We start from the raw sequence: 19,495 nt of genomic DNA on the forward strand, positions 1-19,495 counted from the left end.
CACACCGCCACCTGCCGTGGCGGCAGGCCGCTGTACCGCTAGGTTTGGAGACACCCGATGGAGGTGAGCGTGACCGACATGCTGCCGGAGCAGCACCACGGACTGACGAAGAGTGACCCGCTGTGGTTCAAGCGGGCCGTCTTCTACGAGGTCCTCGTGCGGTCGTTCAAGGACTCGAACGCCGACGGCATCGGCGATCTGCAAGGCCTGACCGAGAAACTCGACTACCTCGAGTGGCTCGGCGTGGATTGCCTCTGGTTACCCCCGTTCCAGCCCTCACCTCTGCGTGACGGCGGGTACGACATCTCGGACTACACGGGCGTGATGACCGAGGTCGGCACGATCGCCGACTTCGCCGCGCTGATGGAGGCCGCGCACGCGCGCGGGATCCGGATCATCGTCGACTTCGTGATGAACCACACCTCGGACCAGCACCCCTGGTTCCAGGCGTCCCGATCGGACCCGGACGGACCGTACGGCGACTTCTACGTCTGGTCCGACACCGACGACAAGTACGCCGACGCGCGCATCATCTTCGTCGACACCGAGACCTCGAACTGGACCTGGGACCCGGTCCGCGGCCAGTACTTCTGGCACCGGTTCTACTCCAACCAGCCGGACCTGAACTTCGAGAACCCGGCCGTCGGAGACGCGATTGTCGAGGCGCTGAAGTTCTGGCTCGACCTCGGCGTGGACGGCTTCCGGCTGGACGCGGTGCCGTACCTGTTCGAGACCGAGAGCACCAACTGCGAGAACCTGCCGCGCACCCACGAGTTCCTCAAGCGGGTCCGCAAGGAGGTGGACGCGAACTACACCGACCGCGTCCTGCTCTGCGAGGCGAACCAGTGGCCGGCCGACGTGGTCGAGTACTTCGGCGACCGCAAGTCCGGCGGCGACGAGTGCCAGATGGCGTTCCACTTCCCGGTGATGCCGCGCATCTTCATGAGCGTACGGCGCGAATCGCGGTTCCCGATCTCGGAGATCCTCGCGCAGACCCCGGAGATCCCGGAGACCTGCCAGTGGGGCATCTTCCTGCGCAACCACGACGAGTTGACGCTCGAGATGGTCAGCGACGAGGACCGCGACTACATGTGGGGCGAGTACGCCCAGGACCCGCGGATGAAGGCCAACATCGGCATCCGCCGCCGGCTGGCACCGCTGCTGGACAACGACGTGAACAAGATGGAGTTGTTCACCGCGCTGCTGCTCAGCCTGCCCGGCTCCCCGATCCTGTACTACGGCGACGAGATCGGCATGGGCGACAACATCTGGCTCGGCGACCGCGACGGCGTCCGGACCCCGATGCAGTGGTCGCCGGACCGCAACGCCTCGTTCTCCACCGCCACGCCGGGCAAGCTCGGCCTCCCGGTGATCATGGACCCGGTCTACGGCTTCCAGGCGGTCAACGTCGAGGCCGAGATGGAGAACGCCTCGTCGCTGCTGCACTGGACCCGGCGGATGATCCAGGTCCGCAAGCAGCACCCGTGTTTCGGCATGGGCACCTTCACCGACCTGGGGGGTTCGAACCCGAGCGTGCTGTCGTACGTGCGCCAGTTCGGTGACGACGTGGTGCTGTGCGTGAACAACCTGTCGCGCTTCCCGCAGCCGATCGAGCTGGACCTGCGGCAGTGGCAAGGGGTGGAGCCGATCGAACTGCTCGGCGGGGTGCACTTCCCGACCATCGGGGAGCTGCCCTACCTCCTGACGCTCGGCTCCCACGGTTTCTACTGGTTCCGGCTTCCGGTCGCGAAGCCGGCTGACCATGAGGAGAGCAATTCGTGACTTCCCATCTGGACCAGGTCCAGTCCTTCTGCGCGAGCCAGCGGTGGTTCGGTGAGAAGGGACACGACGTCCATGTCGACGCGATGGCCACCTCGGTGTGGCTGTCCGGGGACGGCGTCTGGCCGGCGGTCCGGATCGGGTTCGTCTACTGCGCCGGTCCGCCCGGATCGGAAACCCCGATCCGGGTGTACCAGCTGCCGCTCAGCTACCACCAGGCACCGGTCGAGAACCTCGGCCACGCCCTGGTCGGTGACTGGGAGGAGCCGGATCTGGACGGCGGCCAGGTCTGGGTGTACGACGCGTTGCACGACAAGGAAGCGACGCCGTACTGGCTGGATGGGCTGACCCAGGGACGAAAGTTGGACGGGGTGGAGTTCCACCCGGTCCACTCACCCGACCGGAGCACCGTCGTACCGGAGGACGCGCAGTCGCTGGTGCTCACGGTGGAGCAGAGCAACACGTCCCTGGTGTTCTCGGACGTGGCGCTGCTGAAGGTGTTCCGTCGGCTCGAGCCCGGGAGCAACCCCGGGGTCGAGATCGAGTCGGCGCTCACCGAGGCCGGGTCGGAGCTGGTTCCTGAGGTGCTCGGATCGGCGCGCGGCTCGTGGCCGCGGGCCGGCGGCGGCACCGACAGCGGTGAGCTGGCGATGATGACGGCGTTCCAGAAGAACGCCACCGACGGCTGGTCGTTCGCGACCTCGTCGGTGCGGGACCTGTACGCCGAGGCCGACCTGCACGCCGAGGAGGTCGGCGGGGACTTCGCGGCCGAGTCACACCGGCTCGGCGCGAGCACCGCGCAGGTCCACTCCGAGCTGGCCAAGGCGCTCGGCACGGACATCTGGGAGCCGTCGAAGCTGGTCGAGCACTCCGCGGCGATGCGCCGCCGCCTCGACCTCGCCGCGATGGCCATCCCCGAGCTCATGCCGTACGCCGACGGCCTCGCCCGCGCGTTCGACGCGCTGGCGGCGCTCGACCAGCCGGTGACGGTGCAGCGGATCCACGGCGACTTCCACCTGGGTCAGGTGCTGCGGACCATCGACGGCTGGAAGCTGATCGACTTCGAGGGCGAGCCGGCCAAGTCGCTGATCGAGCGACGAGCGCTGGACACTCCGGTGAAGGACATCGCCGGGATGCTGCGGTCGTTCGACTACGCGGCCCGCTCGCTGCTGGCCGACCACGAGGGCGACCAGCAGATCGCCTACCGCGCGGCCGAGTGGGCGAGCCGGAACCAGCGCGCCTTCTGCGACGGGTACGCCGAGGTCGCGGGCACCGACCCGCGCGAGCAGGACGTCCTGCTGAGCGCGTTCCTGGCCGACAAGGTGATCTACGAAGTGCTCTACGAGGCCCGGAACCGGCCGACCTGGCTGCAGATCCCACTCTCCGCAGCGGCCCACCTGGCCGAGAAGTAGGCTCGCCGTCCCCGGCCTTTGTGTACGTCCGGACTCGGCGGGTACGGAGTGCGGTGAATGCAGACTCGATCGGGCAGGATGGGGTTCATGGGAGCGAGCGAGCACGACGCCATGGAGGTGCCGGCCGTACCGGCGGAGAAGCCTGTGGTGACAGCGGTTCCGGTGGACCGGACGGTGCTGGAGCGGCTGGTCGGTGGGACGTACCACGACCCGCATCAGGTTCTCGGGCCGCATCTCGGCGAGCACGGCGTCACGGTTCGCGTGCTGCGCCCGTTCGCCCAGTCGGTGACCGTGCTGTACGACGGCCAGCGGCTCGAGCTGCGGCACGAGTTCGAGGGTGTCTGGGTCGGCGTACTGGTGGACATCGACAAGGTGCCCGACTACCGCCTCGAGATCACCTACACCGACGGTCCGGCGCTCGAGCTGGACGACCCGTACCGCTACCTCCCGTCGCTCGGTGAGGTCGACCTGCACCTGATCGGCGAAGGCCGGCACGAGCAGTTGTGGACCGTGCTCGGTGCCCACGTCCGCCGCTACGACGGTCCGACCGGGGCGGTGACAGGGACGTCGTTCGCAGTCTGGGCTCCGGGCGCGCAGGGCATCCGGCTGACCGCCGACTTCAACTTCTGGGATGGTCGCGCGCACCCGCTGCGCTCGCTGGGCTCGTCTGGCGTCTGGGAGCTGTTCGTCCCCGGCGTCGGCCCGGGTACGCGGTACAAGTTCGACATCTGCGGCCGCGACGGCGTCTGGCGGCAGAAGGCCGACCCGATGGCCAACCTGGCCGAGACTCCCCCGGCGAACGCTTCCGTCGTACACGAGTCGTCGTACGAGTGGAACGACGCGGCCTGGCTGGACCGGCGGGCGGCGGCACAGCCGTACGCCGAGCCGATGAGCGTGTACGAGGTGCACCTCGGCTCCTGGCGGAAGGGGAAGTCGTACCGCGAGCTGGCCGACGAGCTTGTTGCCTACGTCAACGAGATGGGCTTCACCCACGTCGAGCTGATGCCGGTGATGGAGCACCCGTTCGGCGGCTCGTGGGGCTACCAGGTGACGTCGTACTTCGCGCCGACCTCGCGCTTCGGTGACCCGGACGACTTCCGGCACCTCGTCGACGCGCTGCACCAGGCCGGCATCGGTGTGATCGTCGACTGGGTGCCCGCCCACTTCCCGAAGGACGCCTGGGCGCTGGCCCGCTTCGACGGCACGCCGCTGTACGAGCACCCGGATCCGCGCCGCGGCGAGCAGCCGGACTGGGGCACGCTCGTGTTCGACTTCGGCCGGCCGCAGGTGCGCAACTTCCTGGTCGCGAACGCGATCTACTGGGCCGAGGAGTACCACATCGACGGGCTGCGGGTGGATGCCGTCGCCTCGATGCTCTACCTGGACTACTCCCGCGCCGAGGGCCAATGGGTGCCGAACCAGTACGGCGGCCGGGAGAACCTGGAGGCCGTCTCGTTCCTGCAGGAGATGAACGCCACCCTCTACAAGCGGGTCCCCGGCGTCATCACCGTCGCCGAGGAGTCGACCTCGTGGCCGGGCGTCACCCGGGCGACGCATCTGGGCGGGCTCGGGTTCGGCTTCAAGTGGAACATGGGCTGGATGAACGACTCGCTCCGCTACCTGGAGCACGAGCCGGTCCACCGGCAGTACCACCACCACGAGCTGACGTTCTCGATGATGTACGCGTATTCGGAGAACTTCGTTCTGCCGCTGTCCCACGACGAGGTTGTGCACGGCAAGGGCTCGCTGCTGCGCAAGATGCCGGGCGATCGCTGGCAGCAGCTGGCTACGCTCCGCGCGTACCTGGCGATGATGTGGGCGCACCCGGGCAAGCAGCTGCTGTTCATGGGCTCGGAGTTCGGCCAGGAGTCGGAGTGGTCCGAGAAGGGCGAGCTCGACTGGTGGCTGCTGGACCACTCGGACCACCGTGGTCTGCAGCAGCTGGTCCGCGACCTGAACGGCGTCTACCGCGACACCGCCGCACTGTGGCGGACCGACCACGCGCCGGAGAAGTTCACTTGGATCGACGCCAACGACGCGAGCAACAACATCTTCTCCTTCGTCCGGTACGGCGACGACGGCGAACCGACCATCGCATGCGTCGCGAACTTCTCCGCCTTACCGCACCACGGTTACCGCCTCGGCCTCCCGTACGCCGGCGAGTGGATGGAGGCGGTCAACACCGACGCCGACACGTACGGCGGTTCGGGCGTCGGCAACTTCGGCTCGGTCCAGGCGGACGGACCGGAGTGGCACGGCATGTCGACCAGCGCCGAGCTGTCCGTCCCACCCCTGGCGACGCTGTACCTGCGGTACACCGGGTAGCGTTCACGGGGTGACCGCCGAACCTCCGCTGACCGATGGTGAGCTGACGCTGCGATTGACGCAGCAGGACGAGCAGGTGGTGACCTTCACGGTGTCCGGATCTCTCGGCACTGTGGAGGTACGGCGAACCTCTCCCGGTGCCGGCTTGCTCTCGTGGGCGGTCGACGGTGGACCCGGGGTCGCGCAGCGTGCTGTCCGGCTGGTGACGGAGTACGCCTTCAGCGAGCTGGGGCTGGAGCGGCTGCAGGTCGAGGTGGATCCGGAGCTGCGTGCGTCTGCCCGAGTGGCGATCCGGTCCGGTTTCCGGCGCGAGGGCGTACTGCGTGGCGGGGTCTTGGTGGACGGCGAGCGCCGCGACGTGGCGGTGTACGGGATGCGCAGCGACGACCCGCGCCCGGACACGTTGCTGGGCTGGACCTCCTTGATGGACTCGGCGCTGCCGAAGAAGCGCGTCATCGCGCATGTGGTCGTGCGGGACACCTCCGGCCGGGTGCTGCTGTGCCAGGTCAGCTACAAGAAGGATCTCGAGCTACCGGGTGGCGTGGTCGAGCCGGACGAGGACCCGGCGACGGGTGCGTCCCGTGAGATGGAAGAGGAACTCGGGGTCGCACTGCCACTGCTCGGCGTCCTCGCGATCGACTGGCTGCCGCGATGGGAAGGCTGGGGCGACGCGATCGAGATCCTGTACGACGGCGGCGTTCACGACCCGTCGCTGCTCGACTCGCTGAGCCCGGACGGCTTCGAGATCCTCGGCCTGTCCTGGCACGCCCCGGACGCGCTGGAGGGGCTGGTGTCGCCGCTGAACGCACGCCGGTTGCCGCAGGTCCTGAAAGAACCGTCGATGCTGCACAATCTGCGCGACGGTGCGCCGATCAGACTGGCAGGCGATTGAGGTCGGCCACGCACCAGGCGTAGTGGCCATCCTGCGCGTCCGCGTCGTAGATCGTAGCGGTGGTGATCGCGTAGGCCGCGCGGTACAGGTGCATGCGCTCGCGGTCGTGTCCTAGCTTCTCGAAGCGATCGAGCAGCAGGGTGTCGAGGCGTCGCGCCTGCGGTCCGTACATGTCGAAGAACCCGGCGGCCAGTGCGGCGTCGAAGGTGTTGTCGCCGGCGGTGGAGTAGAAGCCCCAATCCAGGACGGCTGCGGTCCGCTCGCTATCCATCAGCAGGTTGGGTGGGCAGATGTCGCCGTGGACGACGCTCAGGTGGTCCAGCTCGATCTGCTCGAGTGCTGCAGTGAGTCTCGCGAGCAGAGTGGTGAAGTCGGCGACGTCGCGTTCGAGGTGCGGCGCGGACTCCGCGGCACGGCGTCGTACCAGGGCTGCCAAGGCCTCCCCCCAGGACAGTCCGTCGCGCCAGAACGGCTGGTTGAGTACCAGCAGTTCCTTGCTCGCGGGTCCGGCCGTGGTCGTGCCGAGCGCCTCGACCACGCCGACGAACGCATCGAGCGCGTCTTCCTCGGGCAGGTTCGCCTCGTGCATCGGCGTACCGGTCAGCTTGTCCTCGACGCTGACGGCCAATCCGTTGCCGTCCGCATGGATCTCGCGGATCCGCGGCGTCCGGAACGGGAGCGGCGGCAACTCGTCCAGGAACGCCTGCATCGGGCGTACGTCGTCCGGCCGCCGGTCGAACCAGATCTTGCGCACCCGGCCGTCACCGACGTCGTAGACGGCGCCTTCCATGCCCTGACCGATCAGCTCCACCCGCGGAAGTCTGCCTGGATCGGGGCGGTCGATCCAAGTGGATTACTTCACGAAGCGGATGGTCAGTGGGTAGCGGTACTCGCTGCCGCCCGCGGCCGCGACGGTCGCCACGACGATGACGACCAGCGCCGCCACCGCGCCGATCAGGATCAGCGGAACGATGATCAGGACGCCGAGGCCGAACGTGATCAGGATCAGGATCACCGCCACCGCGGTGTAGATCAGCAGCGAGAGCTGGAAGTTGAGCGACTCCAGTGCGTGCTGCCGGACGTAGTCCGACCGGTAGCGGTAGATCAGCCAGATCACCAACGGGCACAGGAATCCCATCGCGAACCAGGCCGCGACCAGAACCCCGATGTGGGCCACCATCGCCCACGTCCGCTCCTCCGAGGCCGACAGCGGCGGCCCGACGTTCGGCGCACTCATACTCCAGTCAAGCACGCCCGGCACGCTCCGGCACCGATTCCTTTTCGCTCGGCTCTGGTCTGTATCTGTGCAAAGTCAGCCGAGAGAGGACAGCAGTTATGGCGAGCAAGCAGTCGGAAGCGGTCAGGGCGCACTGGGCGGCGGCCCGGGCCGGGAGTCAGTCGGCCGTCGACCAGGAGGCCTCCGACCATGGATGGGCGGTGCTGACGACCGAGCCACCTGGAGTCGACTACCTGTCGGTCGAGGAGCTTCCCGCGGTGTGGGTCGTGCCTCATGACGCCGCATCGGATCGGGTGTTGTTGTGCCTGCACGGTGGTGGGTTCATCAGCGGGTCGATGTACTCGCACCGGAAGATGTTCGCTCACCTCGCGAAGGCGGCCGGTGTGCGGGCGCTGGTCGTGGACTACCGGTTGGCGCCGGCGCACACGCATCCGGCACCAGTCGATGACACGACAGCGGCGTACCAGTGGCTGCTCGATCAGGGATTCGCTGCTACGAGGATCGCCATCACCGGGGACTCGGTCGGCGGTGCGCTCGCGATCACGACACAGTTGCGCGCCCGGGAGCGCGGCCTGCCACTGCCGGCCGCGGCCATGCCGTTCTCACCGGCGGTGGATTTCGAGGCTACCGGGACGTCGTACGACACCAATCGGGACCGGGACGCCTTCTTCCACCGGGATCTCGTGCGCGGGCTCGCCGGGATGTTCCTCGGGCCGGACGGTGATCCGCGCGACCCACTGGTGAACCCGCTGTACGGCGACCTGACCGGATTCGGGCCGATCTACATCCAGGTCGGCGGGGACGAAGTACTGCTGGACGACGCTCGTCAACTCGCCGCGGCGGCCGAGAAGGCCGGGGTCGAGGTGCGGCTCGATGTCTTCCCGGACATGCAGCACACCTTCCAGATGGCCGCGGGCCGCGCACCCGAGGCCGACGACGCGATCGAGCGGATGGCGGCCTGGGTCCGCCCGCACCTCGGGCTGCCAGACCTCGAACCGACGGACCTCGGGGCGACGGACCTCGGGCTGACACACTGATGCCCGACGTCGACGTACAGGGAGCCGCGATGACGGGCGAGGCCGAGTTTGCTCGTCGTACCGAACCGTTCCGGAAGGAACTGCTGGCGCACTGCTATCGCCTGACGGCGTCGGTGGACGAGGCCGAGGATCTCGTCCAGGAGACGTACCTGCGGGCATGGCGATCCTTCTCGACGTTCGAAGGCCGCTCGTCGCTGCGGGTGTGGCTCTATCGGATCGCCACCAACGCATGCCTGACCGCGCTCGAACAGCGTGGCCGGCGAGCGCTGCCCTCCGGTCTTGGCGCTCCTAGTGAAGACCTGTCCGGTGCTGTGCCTTCGCTGCCTGACGGGGTGACCTGGGTGGAGCCGATCCCGGATGCGTTGGTGATCTCCTCCACTGCCGATCCGGCCAGCATCGTGACCACTCGCGAGAGTCTGCGGTTGGCGCTGATCGCGGCGCTGCAACACCTTCCGCCGAAGCAGCGCGCCGTACTGATCCTCCGTGAGGTGCTCGCGTTCCCGGCTGCCGAGGTGGCGACGATGCTCGACACCTCGGTGGCCGCGGTCAAGAGCACGCTGCAACGGGCGCGCGCCCGCCTGGACGAGACCGCACCGGCGCGTGGCGAGGTGATCGAACCGAGCGATCCGCAGGCTCAGGCGCTGCTTGCCGAGTACATCGCCGGCTTCGAGAACGCCGACACGGCCGCACTCGAACGTGCCCTGCGCACCGATGCCGCGATCGAAATGGTCGGGAGCGCTGCCTGGTTCAACGGCCGGGTCATGTGCCTGCGCGTCCTCGCGGCGTCGGTCGGCAAGCCAGGCGATTGGCACATGCAGCCAACGATGGCCAACGGCCAACCGGCTGTCGTCGCCTATGTCCGCTCATCGGTCGACGCCCCGCACGAGGCCCTCGGCGTCGCTCTGCTGACGCCGACGGCCTCCGGGCTGACCCACATCCACGTCTTCAGCATCCCTGAGTTCGCTCGCCGGTTCGGCTGCCCGCTCACGTATCCGGCGAGCTGATCAGCGTGGTCTCGGCCCAGCGGCTGGTGCTGATCAGTGCCAGCAACAGGATGCCGAGACCGAGCCCGAGGACCGGCCACCACAGGACGTGTTCGGCGCGCGTGAACGCTTCGGGGTTGAGGGCTGTCGTCGATCCGACGATCGTGCCGGCGATGGCCACCCCCAGCGTCGTACCGGTCTGGCGGGCCGCCGAGGCCACAGAGGCTGCCAGGCCGGCCATCGAGGTTGGCATGCCGGAGACGGCAGTATTCGTGATCGGCGGGTTGACCATGCCGAGGAAGAGGCCGAACAGCAGATAGATCGCGAGTACGACGGGCAGCGGCGTGTCCACGCCGATCGCCTGCGACGCCGCCGCTCCGAGGGCCAGCGCGCTGCCGGCGATCACCAACGGCAGGCGCGGTCCCCTGCTCCCGACGATCCGGCCGGTGTACGGCGAGAGCACCAGGATCAATCCACCGACGGGTAGCAACGACAGGCCGGCGTTGACGGCCGAGAGTCCTCGGATGTTCTGCAGGTACAGGGTTGTGACGAACAGGAAGGCGCCGAATCCGCAGAGCGCGAACAAGGCCATCAGGATCGCCGAACTGAACGGCACGCTCCGGAACAGCCTCAGCTCCAGCAGTGGCTGCTGCCTCCGGCGCTCGTAGGTCAGCAGGCCGATCGCCGCCAGTACAGCCATCACGAGCAGGCCGAGGATCAGCGGTGAGGTCCAGCCGAGCTTCTCCGATTCGATGATCGCGTACACGAGTCCGCCGAGCATCAGGACCACCAACAGCTGTCCGATCGGGTCGAAGCGCCGTACCCTCGCGGCCCGGGACTCCGGAACGAACAGGCCGGTGCAGATCACCGCCGCAACCACGATCGGCACGTTCACCCAGAAGATCGACTGCCAGCCGAGGCCCTCGACCAGTACTCCGCCCAGGATCGGTCCCAGCGCCAACGACAAGCCGGACATCGAACCAAAAACGCCGATCGCCCTGGCCCGCTCGGCCCGATCCGGGAACGTGGTCGCGACGATCGCCATCGCGACCGGGTTGAGCATCGTCCCGCCGACCGCCTGCACCGCCCGGGCACCGATCAACCACCCGACGCTCGGCGCCAGACTGCACAGCAGCGAACCGATCCCGAACACCACCAGCCCGATCTGAAAGATGCGTTTACGCCCGAGCCGATCGGCCGTGGAACCGGCCAGCAACAGGAAGCTCGCCAGCACCAGCGTGTACGCGTCGACCGTCCACTGCAGGTCCGCCACCGAGGCGCCGAGGTCGGTCCGGATCGACGGCAGGGCGACGTTGACGATGGAAATGTCCATCACCACGACGATGATGCTGGCACAACACACCGCCAGCACCGCCAACCGCCGCCCACGACTCAGCTCGGTCGAGACCTCGTTCGCAACCGTTGAGACACTCATACCAACGACGCTAGGATTTAGAGCGTGCTCGAAGTCAACAACCAATCCCCCGAGCCCGAAGCACACCCGCCGAAGCCACCCAGGCCAACAACCAAGACCACCGAGCCTACGACCAAGGCAGGCGATCCGACGGCTCAGGCCAGCGCGTCATCCACCCAGACAGACGACTCAATGACTGAGACGGACGCCCGATGACTGAGACCGGCAGGCCGACCGCCAAGGCAGACCCGCCGACCGCTGAGGCAGGCGGTCCGACGGCTGAGGCGGGCATCAGCATTGCTGAGGCTGCCCGTCGTACCGGCGTGAGCGTCCACACCCTGCGCTACTACGAACGCGCCGGCCTGGTCGTCACCACCGTCGACCGCACCGCCGGCGGCCGCCGCCGCTACCACCAGATCGACCTGGACTGGATCAAGATCTGCACCCGCCTCCGCGCCACCGGCATGCCGATCCGAACCATCCGCGAGTACGCCGAACTCGTCACCGCCGGCCGCGGCAACGAGAAGGAACGCCTGGCCCTCCTCGAATCCCACCGCGCCGAGGTACTCGCCAAGCTGGCCGACCTCCAGGACAACCTGGAACTCATCGACCACAAGATCGACGTCTACCGAGGCCGCCTCGAAGCCGGCACCGCCGACCACCTCTGGGCCCCCACCCCCAACAACTAACAACACCCCCAGCCAACCGGCCTCAGCCACCCAGCCGCGCTCAACCCCCACAACCGACCGGCCCCAGCCACACAGCCGACGTAAGTGCCGCCGACCTCAGCCGCCCCGCGCACCTGAGTCCCGCCGACCATGGCCTCGACGTACGCCGGGACCGCCTGGCGCGCGCTGCCGACGCCTGGCCTGCTCACGCAGCTGACCTCAGTCGCGCGGCTGACCTCGGCCGCACAGCTGGCCGGCCCCAGTCGCTCAGCTGGCCTCAGTCATGCAGCTGATCTCGGTAGCGCAGGCGAGCGGACTCGGGCGCACTGGCGTACTCAGGCGCATAGGCCGGCGCGGCGGTGGGTGAGGAAGCGGCGTTCGGTCTCGTTGGCGGTGAGTGTGATGGCGGCGTCGTAGGCGTCGGCTGCTTCGTCGACGCGACCCAGGCGCGCGAGCACATCAGCTCGAGCAGCCGGCAGGTAGGCGTACGCCTTCAGGGCCGGTTCGTTGCTCAAGGCGTCCATCTCGGCAAGGACTGCTTCAAGGTCCGCCCCAGGCACCAGGCTGTGCGCGGCCGCCCGGTTCAGCGCGACGATCGGAGTCGGCCAACTGACCATCATCGCGTCGTACATCCGAACCACCTGGGTCCAATTCGTCTTCTCCCACGACGGCGCGGTCACGTGCAGCCCAGCAACCGCCGCCTGCAACACGAACCGTCCCTGACCACGATCCAGCGCAGCCGTCGCCCGCGACACTCCCTCCGCCAGCATCCGCACATCCCACCGCGAACGGTCCTGGTCGGCCAGCAGCACCAACTCCCCGTCCTCGCTCAACCGCGCATCGCCCCGCGCCTCGGTCATCAGCAGCAGACCGAGCAACGCCTGCGGCTCCGTCTCCGTCGGCATCAACCGCACGAGCAGTCGCGCGAGTTCAACTGCCCGCCCAGTCAGCTCCGTACGCGTCAGGTCAGGCCCAGCTGCCACGTGCCCGGCCGTGTAGACCAGGTGCACCACCGTCAGCACCGCATCCAGACGCTTGGACAGCTCATGGTCTGCCGGGATCCGGTACGGGATCCCGGCCGCCGCGATCTTCTTCTTCGCCCGGGTGATCCGCGCGGCCGCCGTCGCCTCGCTGATCAGCAGACCCGCCGCCACCTCCCGCGTCGTCAGTCCGCAGATCAGCCGCAACGTCAGCGCCACCTGCGAGTCCCGCGCCAGGGCGGGGTGGCAGCAGGTGAACACCAGCCGCAGTGGATCCGTTGGCTGCTCGACGTCCCCCGGAGCGACCGGGTCCTCTACCAGCAGCGGAAGCTTCCGCCGCAGCGTGGTCTCCCGCCGCAGCCGGTCGAGCGCCAGCCGTCGTGCGACCGTGGTCAGCCAGCCGCCCGGGTTCGACGGGATGCCGTCCGGCCACGTGCGCAGCGCCTGCACGAACGCATCCTGCGTACAGTCCTCCGCCAGATCCAGATCCCGCGTCAGCCGCACGACCGAAGCCAGCACCGTGGACCAACTCTCCCGGTGCACCCGGTCCACCACCCGAGCGACCTCCACCGCCACGACCTCACTCACCCCATCTCACTCCCACCACACGCTGCAGACAGTCCACCGGGCAACCAACCACCGCGACCGCGCACGCACCACGAACCGGTGTACGCCGAGCGCGCATGCACCGCGAACCGGCGTGCACCGGGAGCCGGCGTGTACCGCGAACGGGCGTGGACCGGGAGCTGGCGGGCAGGCGGGTACGGCGGGTGGAGGGGTCCGCGTACCCGGCTGCGTGCCATGTCTCAGGCCGGGGCTGAGCCTGCTGAGGTGTCCATGACAGGGCGGACCTCGACGTTGCCTGATGGGCAGAGCTTGGCCAGCTCCAGGGCCTGGTCGAGGTCGCGTGCCTCGATCACGTAGAAGCCGCCCAGACCCTCCTTGGTTTCGATGAACGGGCCGTCGGTGACCAACGGCTCGGCACCCTCGCGATTCTTGACCGTACTCGCGGTGCTGGAGCGCTCGAGCGCCTCGCCACCGAGAATCCGGGCGCCGGCCTTCTCGACCGCCTCGGCGAACGCACCGTGCAGCTTCATCGCCTGCTGCCAATCCTCCGCGGTGACGTTGTCGTACCACTCTTCGCTGTCGAACAGCAGGAACATGTACTGCGCCATCTCCGGCTCCCTTGTCTCGGGCTTGTACTGGACATCTTGCTGACGAACGGCCCCGGGCGGAATCGACAGCGCCGATCACGAATCTCTCGGTCATGATTCGACTCACCTCACCGTGACGTGCCGGATACGGACAGCACCATCCTGGCGACCTCGCCTACCGTTGACCATGCACCGAACATGCACTCAGTAGGAACTGGCCCGGCATTCTGGAGGAACTTGATGGAGCACCTCGACGTCCTGATCGTCGGCGCGGGGCTGTCCGGCATCGGTGCGGCCTATCGCCTCCAGACCCAGAGCCCGGACCGCTCGTACGCCGTACTCGAGGCGCGCGACAGCATGGGCGGCACCTGGGACCTGTTCCGCTACCCGGGGATCCGGTCGGACTCCGACATGTTCACGCTCGGCTTCCCCTTCCACCCGTGGAAGGCGGCGAAGGCGATCGCGGACGGCCCGGCGATCATGGAGTACCTCCGCGAGACCGCGAGCACCTACGGCATCGACCGCCGGATCCGCTACGGGCAGCGCGTCCTCAAGGCGTCCTGGTCGTCCGAGGACGCGCAGTGGACCGTGGAGACGACCAAGGCGACGTACACCTGCTCGTTCCTGTATGTGTGCAGCGGCTACTACGACTACGACTCGGGCTATGTGGTCGACTTCCCCGGGCAGAGCGAGTTCCAGGGTCGGATCGTGCATCCGCAGCAGTGGCCGGACGACCTGGACTACAGCGGTCAACGAGTTGTTGTCATCGGCAGCGGCGCGACGGCGGTGACACTGGTGCCGGCCATGGCGAGTACGGCGGAACACGTGACGATGCTGCAGCGGTCTCCGAGCTATGTGGCGTCCCGGCCGGCCCATGACGCGTTCTCCGACCGTCTGCGCGCCGTACTGCCCGAGAAGCTCGCACACCGACTGATCCGGGGTAAGAACGTTGCCCTGAGCACAGCGCTCTACAGTGCGTTCCGGAAGTGGCCGGCGCATGCAGCGTGGCTTCTGAACAGTGCGGCGGCCAAGCAGCTACCGGAGTCCATCCCGGCGGATCCGCACTTCACGCCCCGGTACAAGCCCTGGGACCAGCGCCTATGTCTGGTGCCGGATGCGGACCTGTTCAAGGCTCTGCGCAATGGTTCGGCCTCGGTGGTGACGGACGAGATCGAGACCTTCACACCGACCGGTCTGCGCCTGCAGTCCGGACGAGAACTGCAGGCCGACCTGGTGATCGCCGCGACCGGACTCCGGATGGTTGTCCTCGGCAAGATCCAGCTCACGGTGGACGGACGGTCGGTGGCGCCGCACGACACCTTCGTCTACAAGGGCATGATGCTGAGCGCCGTACCGAACCTGGCCTGGTGCATCGGCTACACCAACAACTCCTGGACGCTGCGCTCCGACCTGACGTCGCAGTACGTGTGCAGGCTGCTCAACCACCTCACCGAGACCGGCACCAGCATCTGCGTCCCGGAGATCGATCCAGCGGAGTACGACGCTCCGCCGCGTCCGGTGGTCGACCTGTCTTCCGGCTACATCCGACGGGCCGCAGCGATCCTGCCGCGCCAGGGCTCCACCGGCCCCTGGCGCCTTCGACAGAACTACCCGCGCGATCTCCTGTCGCTGCGCTTCAAGCCGGTGGAGGACGGCACCATGCAGTTCAAGGACCGGGCTACGGGATCGGTGCGGGCGGCTGAGGACCGACGTACGTCGCGATCGGGCGGATGATCTTCGGATCGGTGGCCTGCTCGAGGATGTTGGCGGACCAGCCGATCACGCGACTCACGGCGAACGTCGGCGTGAACATGGCACGCGGGATGCCACAGAGCTCCATCACCACTCCGGCGTAGAACTCCACGTTGGCGTACAGATTGCGACCGGGCTTGAGCTCGGCCAGTACGTCGACGATGCGCTGCTCCACCGTGGTCGCGAACTCCACCAGGTCTCCCCCGATGCCGCGAGCGATGTCACGCAGCATCAGCGAACGCGGATCCTCGGTCCGGTAGACCGCGTGCCCGAAGCCCATGATGCGGTCGCCGGCCGACACCTTCTCCCGCACCCACGAGTCGATGCGGTCCGGCGTACCGATCTCGTCGAGACTGGCCAGCGCCCGGTCCGGTGCGCCGCCGTGTAGCGGACCGGAGAATGCGCCGATCGCTCCAGCGATGGCGGAGACCACGTCCGCACCGGTCGACGCGATCACGCGCGCGGTGAACGTCGATGCGTTGAACCCGTGATCCAGAGTGGAGATCAGGTAGTGCTCGATCGCCGTTGCGTCGACCGCGCTCGGCTCATTGCCGGTCACGAGGTACAGCCAGTTGGCCGCGGCAGTGAGATCGGCCCGTGGCTCCAATGGCTCGAGCCCCTCGCGCAGCCGGTAGAGCGCGGCCAGGATCGTCGGTGTCACCGCGCACACCAGCATCGCGTCCGCCTTCTGGCGTACCGGATCCGCGTCCCACAACGGCGGGAGACGGCGTACGGCGGCTAGGAGTGACAAGGCGGTGCGGAGACCGGCAAGCGGGTTGAACACCGGTCCCGCGATCGCGATCGCGGGCAGGACCGCGCGAACCTCGTCGGGGAGCACGCGCAGCGGCGCCACTTCGGCGATGAAGCGCTCCCGCTCGTCAGCGGTCGGGAGATGCCCCTCGAACATCAGGAACCAGACGTCTTCGAGCGTCTTCGACTTGGCGAGGTCGATCGCCGAGTACTGCCGATAGTGGTAGAAACCTTCCTCACCGCGAACGTCGCCGAGGGTCGTCTCGGTGACCACGACATTGCGAAGGCCCGGCGGAACATTGATCGTTGTTGACATACCTTCAGAGTTGACAGGCGATCAATGATTGTCAATATTGATCCAGTCAATGTAACCGCCCACAGGAGCGGGATCGACGCTCGGAGGAGCGGGGAATGACCCAGCAGAGTGACGAGAATTACCTGACCACGGCCGAGGTTGCGCGCCGGCTGAAGGTCAAGCCGGAGACGATCTACGCCTATGTGAGCCGTGGCCTGCTGACCAGCGTCCGGGCGCGGGGGCGACGCGGGAGCCTCTTCGCGATCGCCGATGTCGAGCGGTTGGCGAGTAGGTCGGTCGAGCACTCGGGGGTGGTCGAGCAGATCGAGTCCGCGCTGACGTTGCTGGAGGATGACGAGCTGTACTACCGCGGTCATTCCGTGCGCGACCTTGCGATCAACTCATCGGTCGAGTCGGTCGCGCATCTGCTGTGGACCGGCGAGCTGACCGCTCAACAGCCCTTCCCCGCGCCGCGCGAATCCGTCCAGCTCGCGCGTGCTGCGATGAACGTGCTGCCGGGTTCGGCGCGCTTGACCGACGAACTGCGGGTTGCTGTCGCCGCGCTGGGTGCCGCGGATCCGATGCGATTCGACCTGTCACCGCGGTCGGTGACCAACGTGGCCGAGAAGCTGATCGGCACGTTGATCGCCGCTCTGCCTGGTCCGTCCGTGACGTCGCGGGCGACGCTGGGCGCGCGGCTCTGGCCGAAACTGTCGCCGCACGCGCCGCGCCCCGAGGTGCTGGAGGCCGCCCTGATCCTGCTGGCCGATCACGGCCTGGCGGTGTCGACCGTGGCTGCTCGCGTCGCGGCTAGCGCGCGGGCGAATCTGTACGCCGTGGTGTCTGCGGGGCTTGGGGCGTTGGACGGGCAGTACCACGGTGCTGCGCCGACGCTGGCGTACGAGTTCCTGGGGCGGGCTCAGCAGGATCCGCTCGCCGCTCTCTCCGACAGGCTGCGATCCGGTGAGCCAGTGCCCGGGTTCGGGCACCGGATTTACCACGAGCGTGATCCACGTGCCGAGGTACTGGGCGAACTGCTTGGCGATCATCCGATCACGGAAACCGTGAGTGTGCTGGCCGCACGCCTTCCGTCGTTCCCGAACAGCGATCTGGCTGTGGCGGCGATGATGCATGCCTTCGACTTCCGCCGCGACGCCGGCGACGCCCTGTTCGCCCTCGCCCGCATCATCGGCTGGACTGCCCACGCCCTGGAGGAGTACGCCGCCCCACCCCTCCGCTACCGAGCCCAAGGCATCTACACCGGCCTACCAAGCTGAACCCACAGGCCTCGATGCAGGGGCGGGAGGCTTGGTCGGCGCCGGGCTTGGGGGGTGGGCTCAGCGCCGACCGGGGGGCCTACTTGGATGTGAGTTTGATCAGGGTGGCTGCGCCGGGTGGGAGGTCGACTGGGGTTGGGGTGGTGGGGCGCGGGGTGTAGGACTGGGTGGCGGGCTGGAAGACACCTACCGTGCTGACGGTTTGGGGGTTTGGGGTTAGGACGGCGCGGGAGCGGGTGGTGTGGGAGCGGTTGGCGACTAGGAGCCAGCGGTCGGTGGAGGCGGTGTCTCGGGAGTGGAAGGTGCCGATGACGACCGGGTCGCCGGTGACGGCGGTGACGAGGTTTGTGGGGGTGAAGCCGATTGTGCCGTTGGGTAGTGGGGTTTCGTTAGCGTGGACAACGGTTTCGGAGACGAGTGGCTTGAGTTCGCGGCCGACTTGATGAAGCCAGGTGGTGTTGATCTTGCGCGCCGCGGCGTACCGGGGTGTACGACGGCCGTCAACAGTGATCAATGCGGGACCGAAGCCTTCACCGCGGGCGGCCTCGGGCGTCCAGTAGGTGAAGTACTGGATGCCCTTCGCGCCGTACGCGAGGCTGATGTTGACCTGCCAGAGCAGTTCGGCGGCGGTCGGTTCGCGGTGACCGTTGTACGCGAGGGTCTGGATGAACACCCAGGACGGGATGTCGCCGTGCAGGGCGGCGTCGCGGACGATCGCCCAGTTGTGGAAGTAGTTCGCGTCCTCGCGGCCCTCGGACAGGAGCGGGTACCGGTCGAAGGAGATCAGCGACGGCTTCACGACGTCGACGAAGCTGCGGTAGTACGCGGCGTCGTCGGACGGGAAGAGGTTGATGTACGGCAGCAGTTGCGGGGCCAGTTCGCGTGAGATCGCGACAGCCTGAGCCAAACTGCCGAACCAGCCGGCGCCCGGCTCGTCGTACAGGTTGAAGCCGGCCAGGGATGAGAACGGGCCGTAGGCGTCGCGGGCGCGGGTGTAGAGGGCGCGGGCCTCGTCGGGAGTGACGCTGAGGAAGTCGGCTGTGTTGTCGGAGATCGAGAACCAGCGGGACATGTTGCGGATCTGGATGTCGTCGGAGATCAGCATCTGCAGGCCGGCGGTGCGGGCCAGGTCTAGCTGGTACTGGAAGATGTTGCCGTCACCGGCGTAGTTGCCGGAGATGACGAAGTCGAAACCGGCGTCCTTGATCTCGGTGAACCGTTCGGCGGTGCTCGCGTACGGGTGCGGCGGCCAGAACAAGCCGACCGGGAACTCCGGTCCACCCGTCAGCGGCAGGTCGTCCGGCGACGGGATAGCCGCGGAGGCCGAGACAGCGGCCGACCCAGTAGCGGCGGCGGACCCAGCAGCGGCGGCGGACCCAGCAGCGGCGGCGGCAGGAAGAGCGGAAGCAGGAAGGGCCGACGCGGACGCGGCGGTGAGGGCTGTCGCGCCGGCCCCGAACAGGAGGGTGCGGCGCGACGGGGCGAAAGCGCGATGAGGGCTGTCCATGGTGCTCCTTCAAGGGCGGTTGACGGAGGGCGG

At 67.9% G+C, this 19,495-nt stretch carries 16 protein-coding genes; 9 read left to right on the forward strand and 7 right to left on the reverse strand.

The genetic code is table 11. The features are described from left to right. Window positions 1-57 precede the first annotated feature (57 nt). The 4 genes from treS (at window position 58) to E0H75_RS34490 (ending at window position 6,408) form a co-directional block, all read left to right on the forward strand. Window positions 58-1,782: a maltose alpha-D-glucosyltransferase gene (gene treS / locus E0H75_RS34475; protein WP_131517896.1), complete on the forward strand. Its 1,725-nt coding sequence runs from the start codon at window positions 58-60 to the stop codon at window positions 1,780-1,782. Further along, window positions 1,779-3,191 carry a maltokinase N-terminal cap-like domain-containing protein gene (locus E0H75_RS34480; protein WP_131517897.1) on the forward strand — a complete coding sequence of 471 codons (1,413 nt, stop codon included), beginning with the start codon at window positions 1,779-1,781 and terminating at the stop codon, window positions 3,189-3,191. The genes treS and E0H75_RS34480 overlap by 4 nt, the downstream gene beginning before the upstream one ends. 87 nt (window positions 3,192-3,278) lie before the next feature. Then, the gene (gene glgB / locus E0H75_RS34485) at window positions 3,279-5,516 is read left to right on the forward strand and encodes a 1,4-alpha-glucan branching protein GlgB (RefSeq protein ID WP_238163441.1); all 2,238 of its coding nucleotides are present in this window, start codon (window positions 3,279-3,281) and stop codon (window positions 5,514-5,516) included. Window positions 5,517-5,526: 10 nt separating this feature from the next. Beyond that, window positions 5,527-6,408 carry an NUDIX hydrolase gene (locus tag E0H75_RS34490; RefSeq protein ID WP_131517898.1) on the forward strand — a complete coding sequence of 294 codons (882 nt, stop codon included), beginning with the start codon at window positions 5,527-5,529 and terminating at the stop codon, window positions 6,406-6,408. Here E0H75_RS34490 and E0H75_RS34495 read toward each other — a convergent pair. Together E0H75_RS34495 and E0H75_RS34500 are read right to left on the reverse strand one after the other, a co-directional pair. Beyond that, window positions 6,389-7,219 (reverse strand): phosphotransferase family protein, encoded by an 831-nt coding sequence (locus E0H75_RS34495; RefSeq protein WP_131517899.1) that lies wholly within the window; start codon window positions 7,217-7,219, stop codon window positions 6,389-6,391. The two genes, E0H75_RS34490 and E0H75_RS34495, sit on opposite strands and share 20 nt — an antisense overlap. Window positions 7,220-7,261: 42 nt before the next feature. After that, on the reverse strand, window positions 7,262-7,660 hold the full coding sequence (locus E0H75_RS34500; protein ID WP_131517900.1) for a DUF4870 domain-containing protein: 399 nt from the start codon (window positions 7,658-7,660) through the stop codon (window positions 7,262-7,264). A gap of 83 nt (window positions 7,661-7,743) precedes the next feature. Here E0H75_RS34500 and E0H75_RS34505 point away from each other — a divergent pair, with 83 nt between their 5' ends. Both E0H75_RS34505 and E0H75_RS34510 read left to right on the forward strand, forming a co-directional pair. Then, window positions 7,744-8,682: an alpha/beta hydrolase gene (locus E0H75_RS34505; RefSeq protein WP_131517901.1), complete on the forward strand. Its 939-nt coding sequence runs from the start codon at window positions 7,744-7,746 to the stop codon at window positions 8,680-8,682. 29 nt (window positions 8,683-8,711) lie between these two features. Continuing rightward, window positions 8,712-9,686, forward strand: coding sequence for a sigma-70 family RNA polymerase sigma factor (locus tag E0H75_RS34510; protein ID WP_165554227.1), 975 nt, complete (start codon window positions 8,712-8,714; stop codon window positions 9,684-9,686). Here E0H75_RS34510 and E0H75_RS34515 read toward each other — a convergent pair. Then, window positions 9,667-11,100: an MFS transporter gene (locus tag E0H75_RS34515; RefSeq protein ID WP_131517903.1), complete on the reverse strand. Its 1,434-nt coding sequence runs from the start codon at window positions 11,098-11,100 to the stop codon at window positions 9,667-9,669. The genes E0H75_RS34510 and E0H75_RS34515 overlap by 20 nt on opposite strands. Window positions 11,101-11,291: 191 nt before the next feature. Between E0H75_RS34515 and E0H75_RS34520 the strand changes: the two genes are divergently transcribed. Further along, window positions 11,292-11,768 (forward strand): MerR family transcriptional regulator, encoded by a 477-nt coding sequence (locus E0H75_RS34520; protein ID WP_131517904.1) that lies wholly within the window; start codon window positions 11,292-11,294, stop codon window positions 11,766-11,768. Window positions 11,769-12,082: 314 nt separating this feature from the next. Here the strand turns inward: E0H75_RS34520 and E0H75_RS34525 are convergent, their stop codons facing one another. Both E0H75_RS34525 and E0H75_RS34530 read right to left on the reverse strand, forming a co-directional pair. Then, window positions 12,083-13,315, reverse strand: a complete 1,233-nt coding sequence (locus E0H75_RS34525; protein ID WP_238163442.1) for an RNA polymerase sigma factor — start codon at window positions 13,313-13,315, stop codon at window positions 12,083-12,085. Window positions 13,316-13,533: 218 nt separating this feature from the next. Continuing rightward, window positions 13,534-13,902, reverse strand: coding sequence for a YciI family protein (locus tag E0H75_RS34530; protein ID WP_131517905.1), 369 nt, complete (start codon window positions 13,900-13,902; stop codon window positions 13,534-13,536). Window positions 13,903-14,121: 219 nt separating this feature from the next. Between E0H75_RS34530 and E0H75_RS34535 the strand changes: the two genes are divergently transcribed. Beyond that, window positions 14,122-15,615 (forward strand): flavin-containing monooxygenase, encoded by a 1,494-nt coding sequence (locus tag E0H75_RS34535; RefSeq protein WP_131517906.1) that lies wholly within the window; start codon window positions 14,122-14,124, stop codon window positions 15,613-15,615. On the opposite strand, the gene E0H75_RS34540 is transcribed toward E0H75_RS34535, so the two are convergent. Next, the gene (locus tag E0H75_RS34540; RefSeq protein ID WP_131517907.1) at window positions 15,560-16,699 is read right to left on the reverse strand and encodes a citrate/2-methylcitrate synthase; all 1,140 of its coding nucleotides are present in this window, start codon (window positions 16,697-16,699) and stop codon (window positions 15,560-15,562) included. The genes E0H75_RS34535 and E0H75_RS34540 overlap by 56 nt on opposite strands. 95 nt (window positions 16,700-16,794) lie before the next feature. On the opposite strand from E0H75_RS34540, the gene E0H75_RS34545 reads away from it, so the two are divergent. Then, window positions 16,795-17,955: a citrate/2-methylcitrate synthase gene (locus tag E0H75_RS34545; protein WP_131517908.1), complete on the forward strand. Its 1,161-nt coding sequence runs from the start codon at window positions 16,795-16,797 to the stop codon at window positions 17,953-17,955. A 79-nt stretch (window positions 17,956-18,034) separates the two neighbouring features. On the opposite strand, the gene E0H75_RS34550 is transcribed toward E0H75_RS34545, so the two are convergent. After that, a complete protein-coding gene (locus E0H75_RS34550) occupies window positions 18,035-19,462 on the reverse strand; it encodes a hypothetical protein (protein ID WP_202873313.1) in 1,428 nt (475 codons plus the stop codon). Window positions 19,463-19,495: the final 33 nt, after the last annotated feature.

Source organism: Kribbella capetownensis (genome assembly GCF_004331485.1).
GTDB classification, from domain to species: Bacteria; Actinomycetota; Actinomycetes; order Propionibacteriales; family Kribbellaceae; genus Kribbella; species Kribbella capetownensis.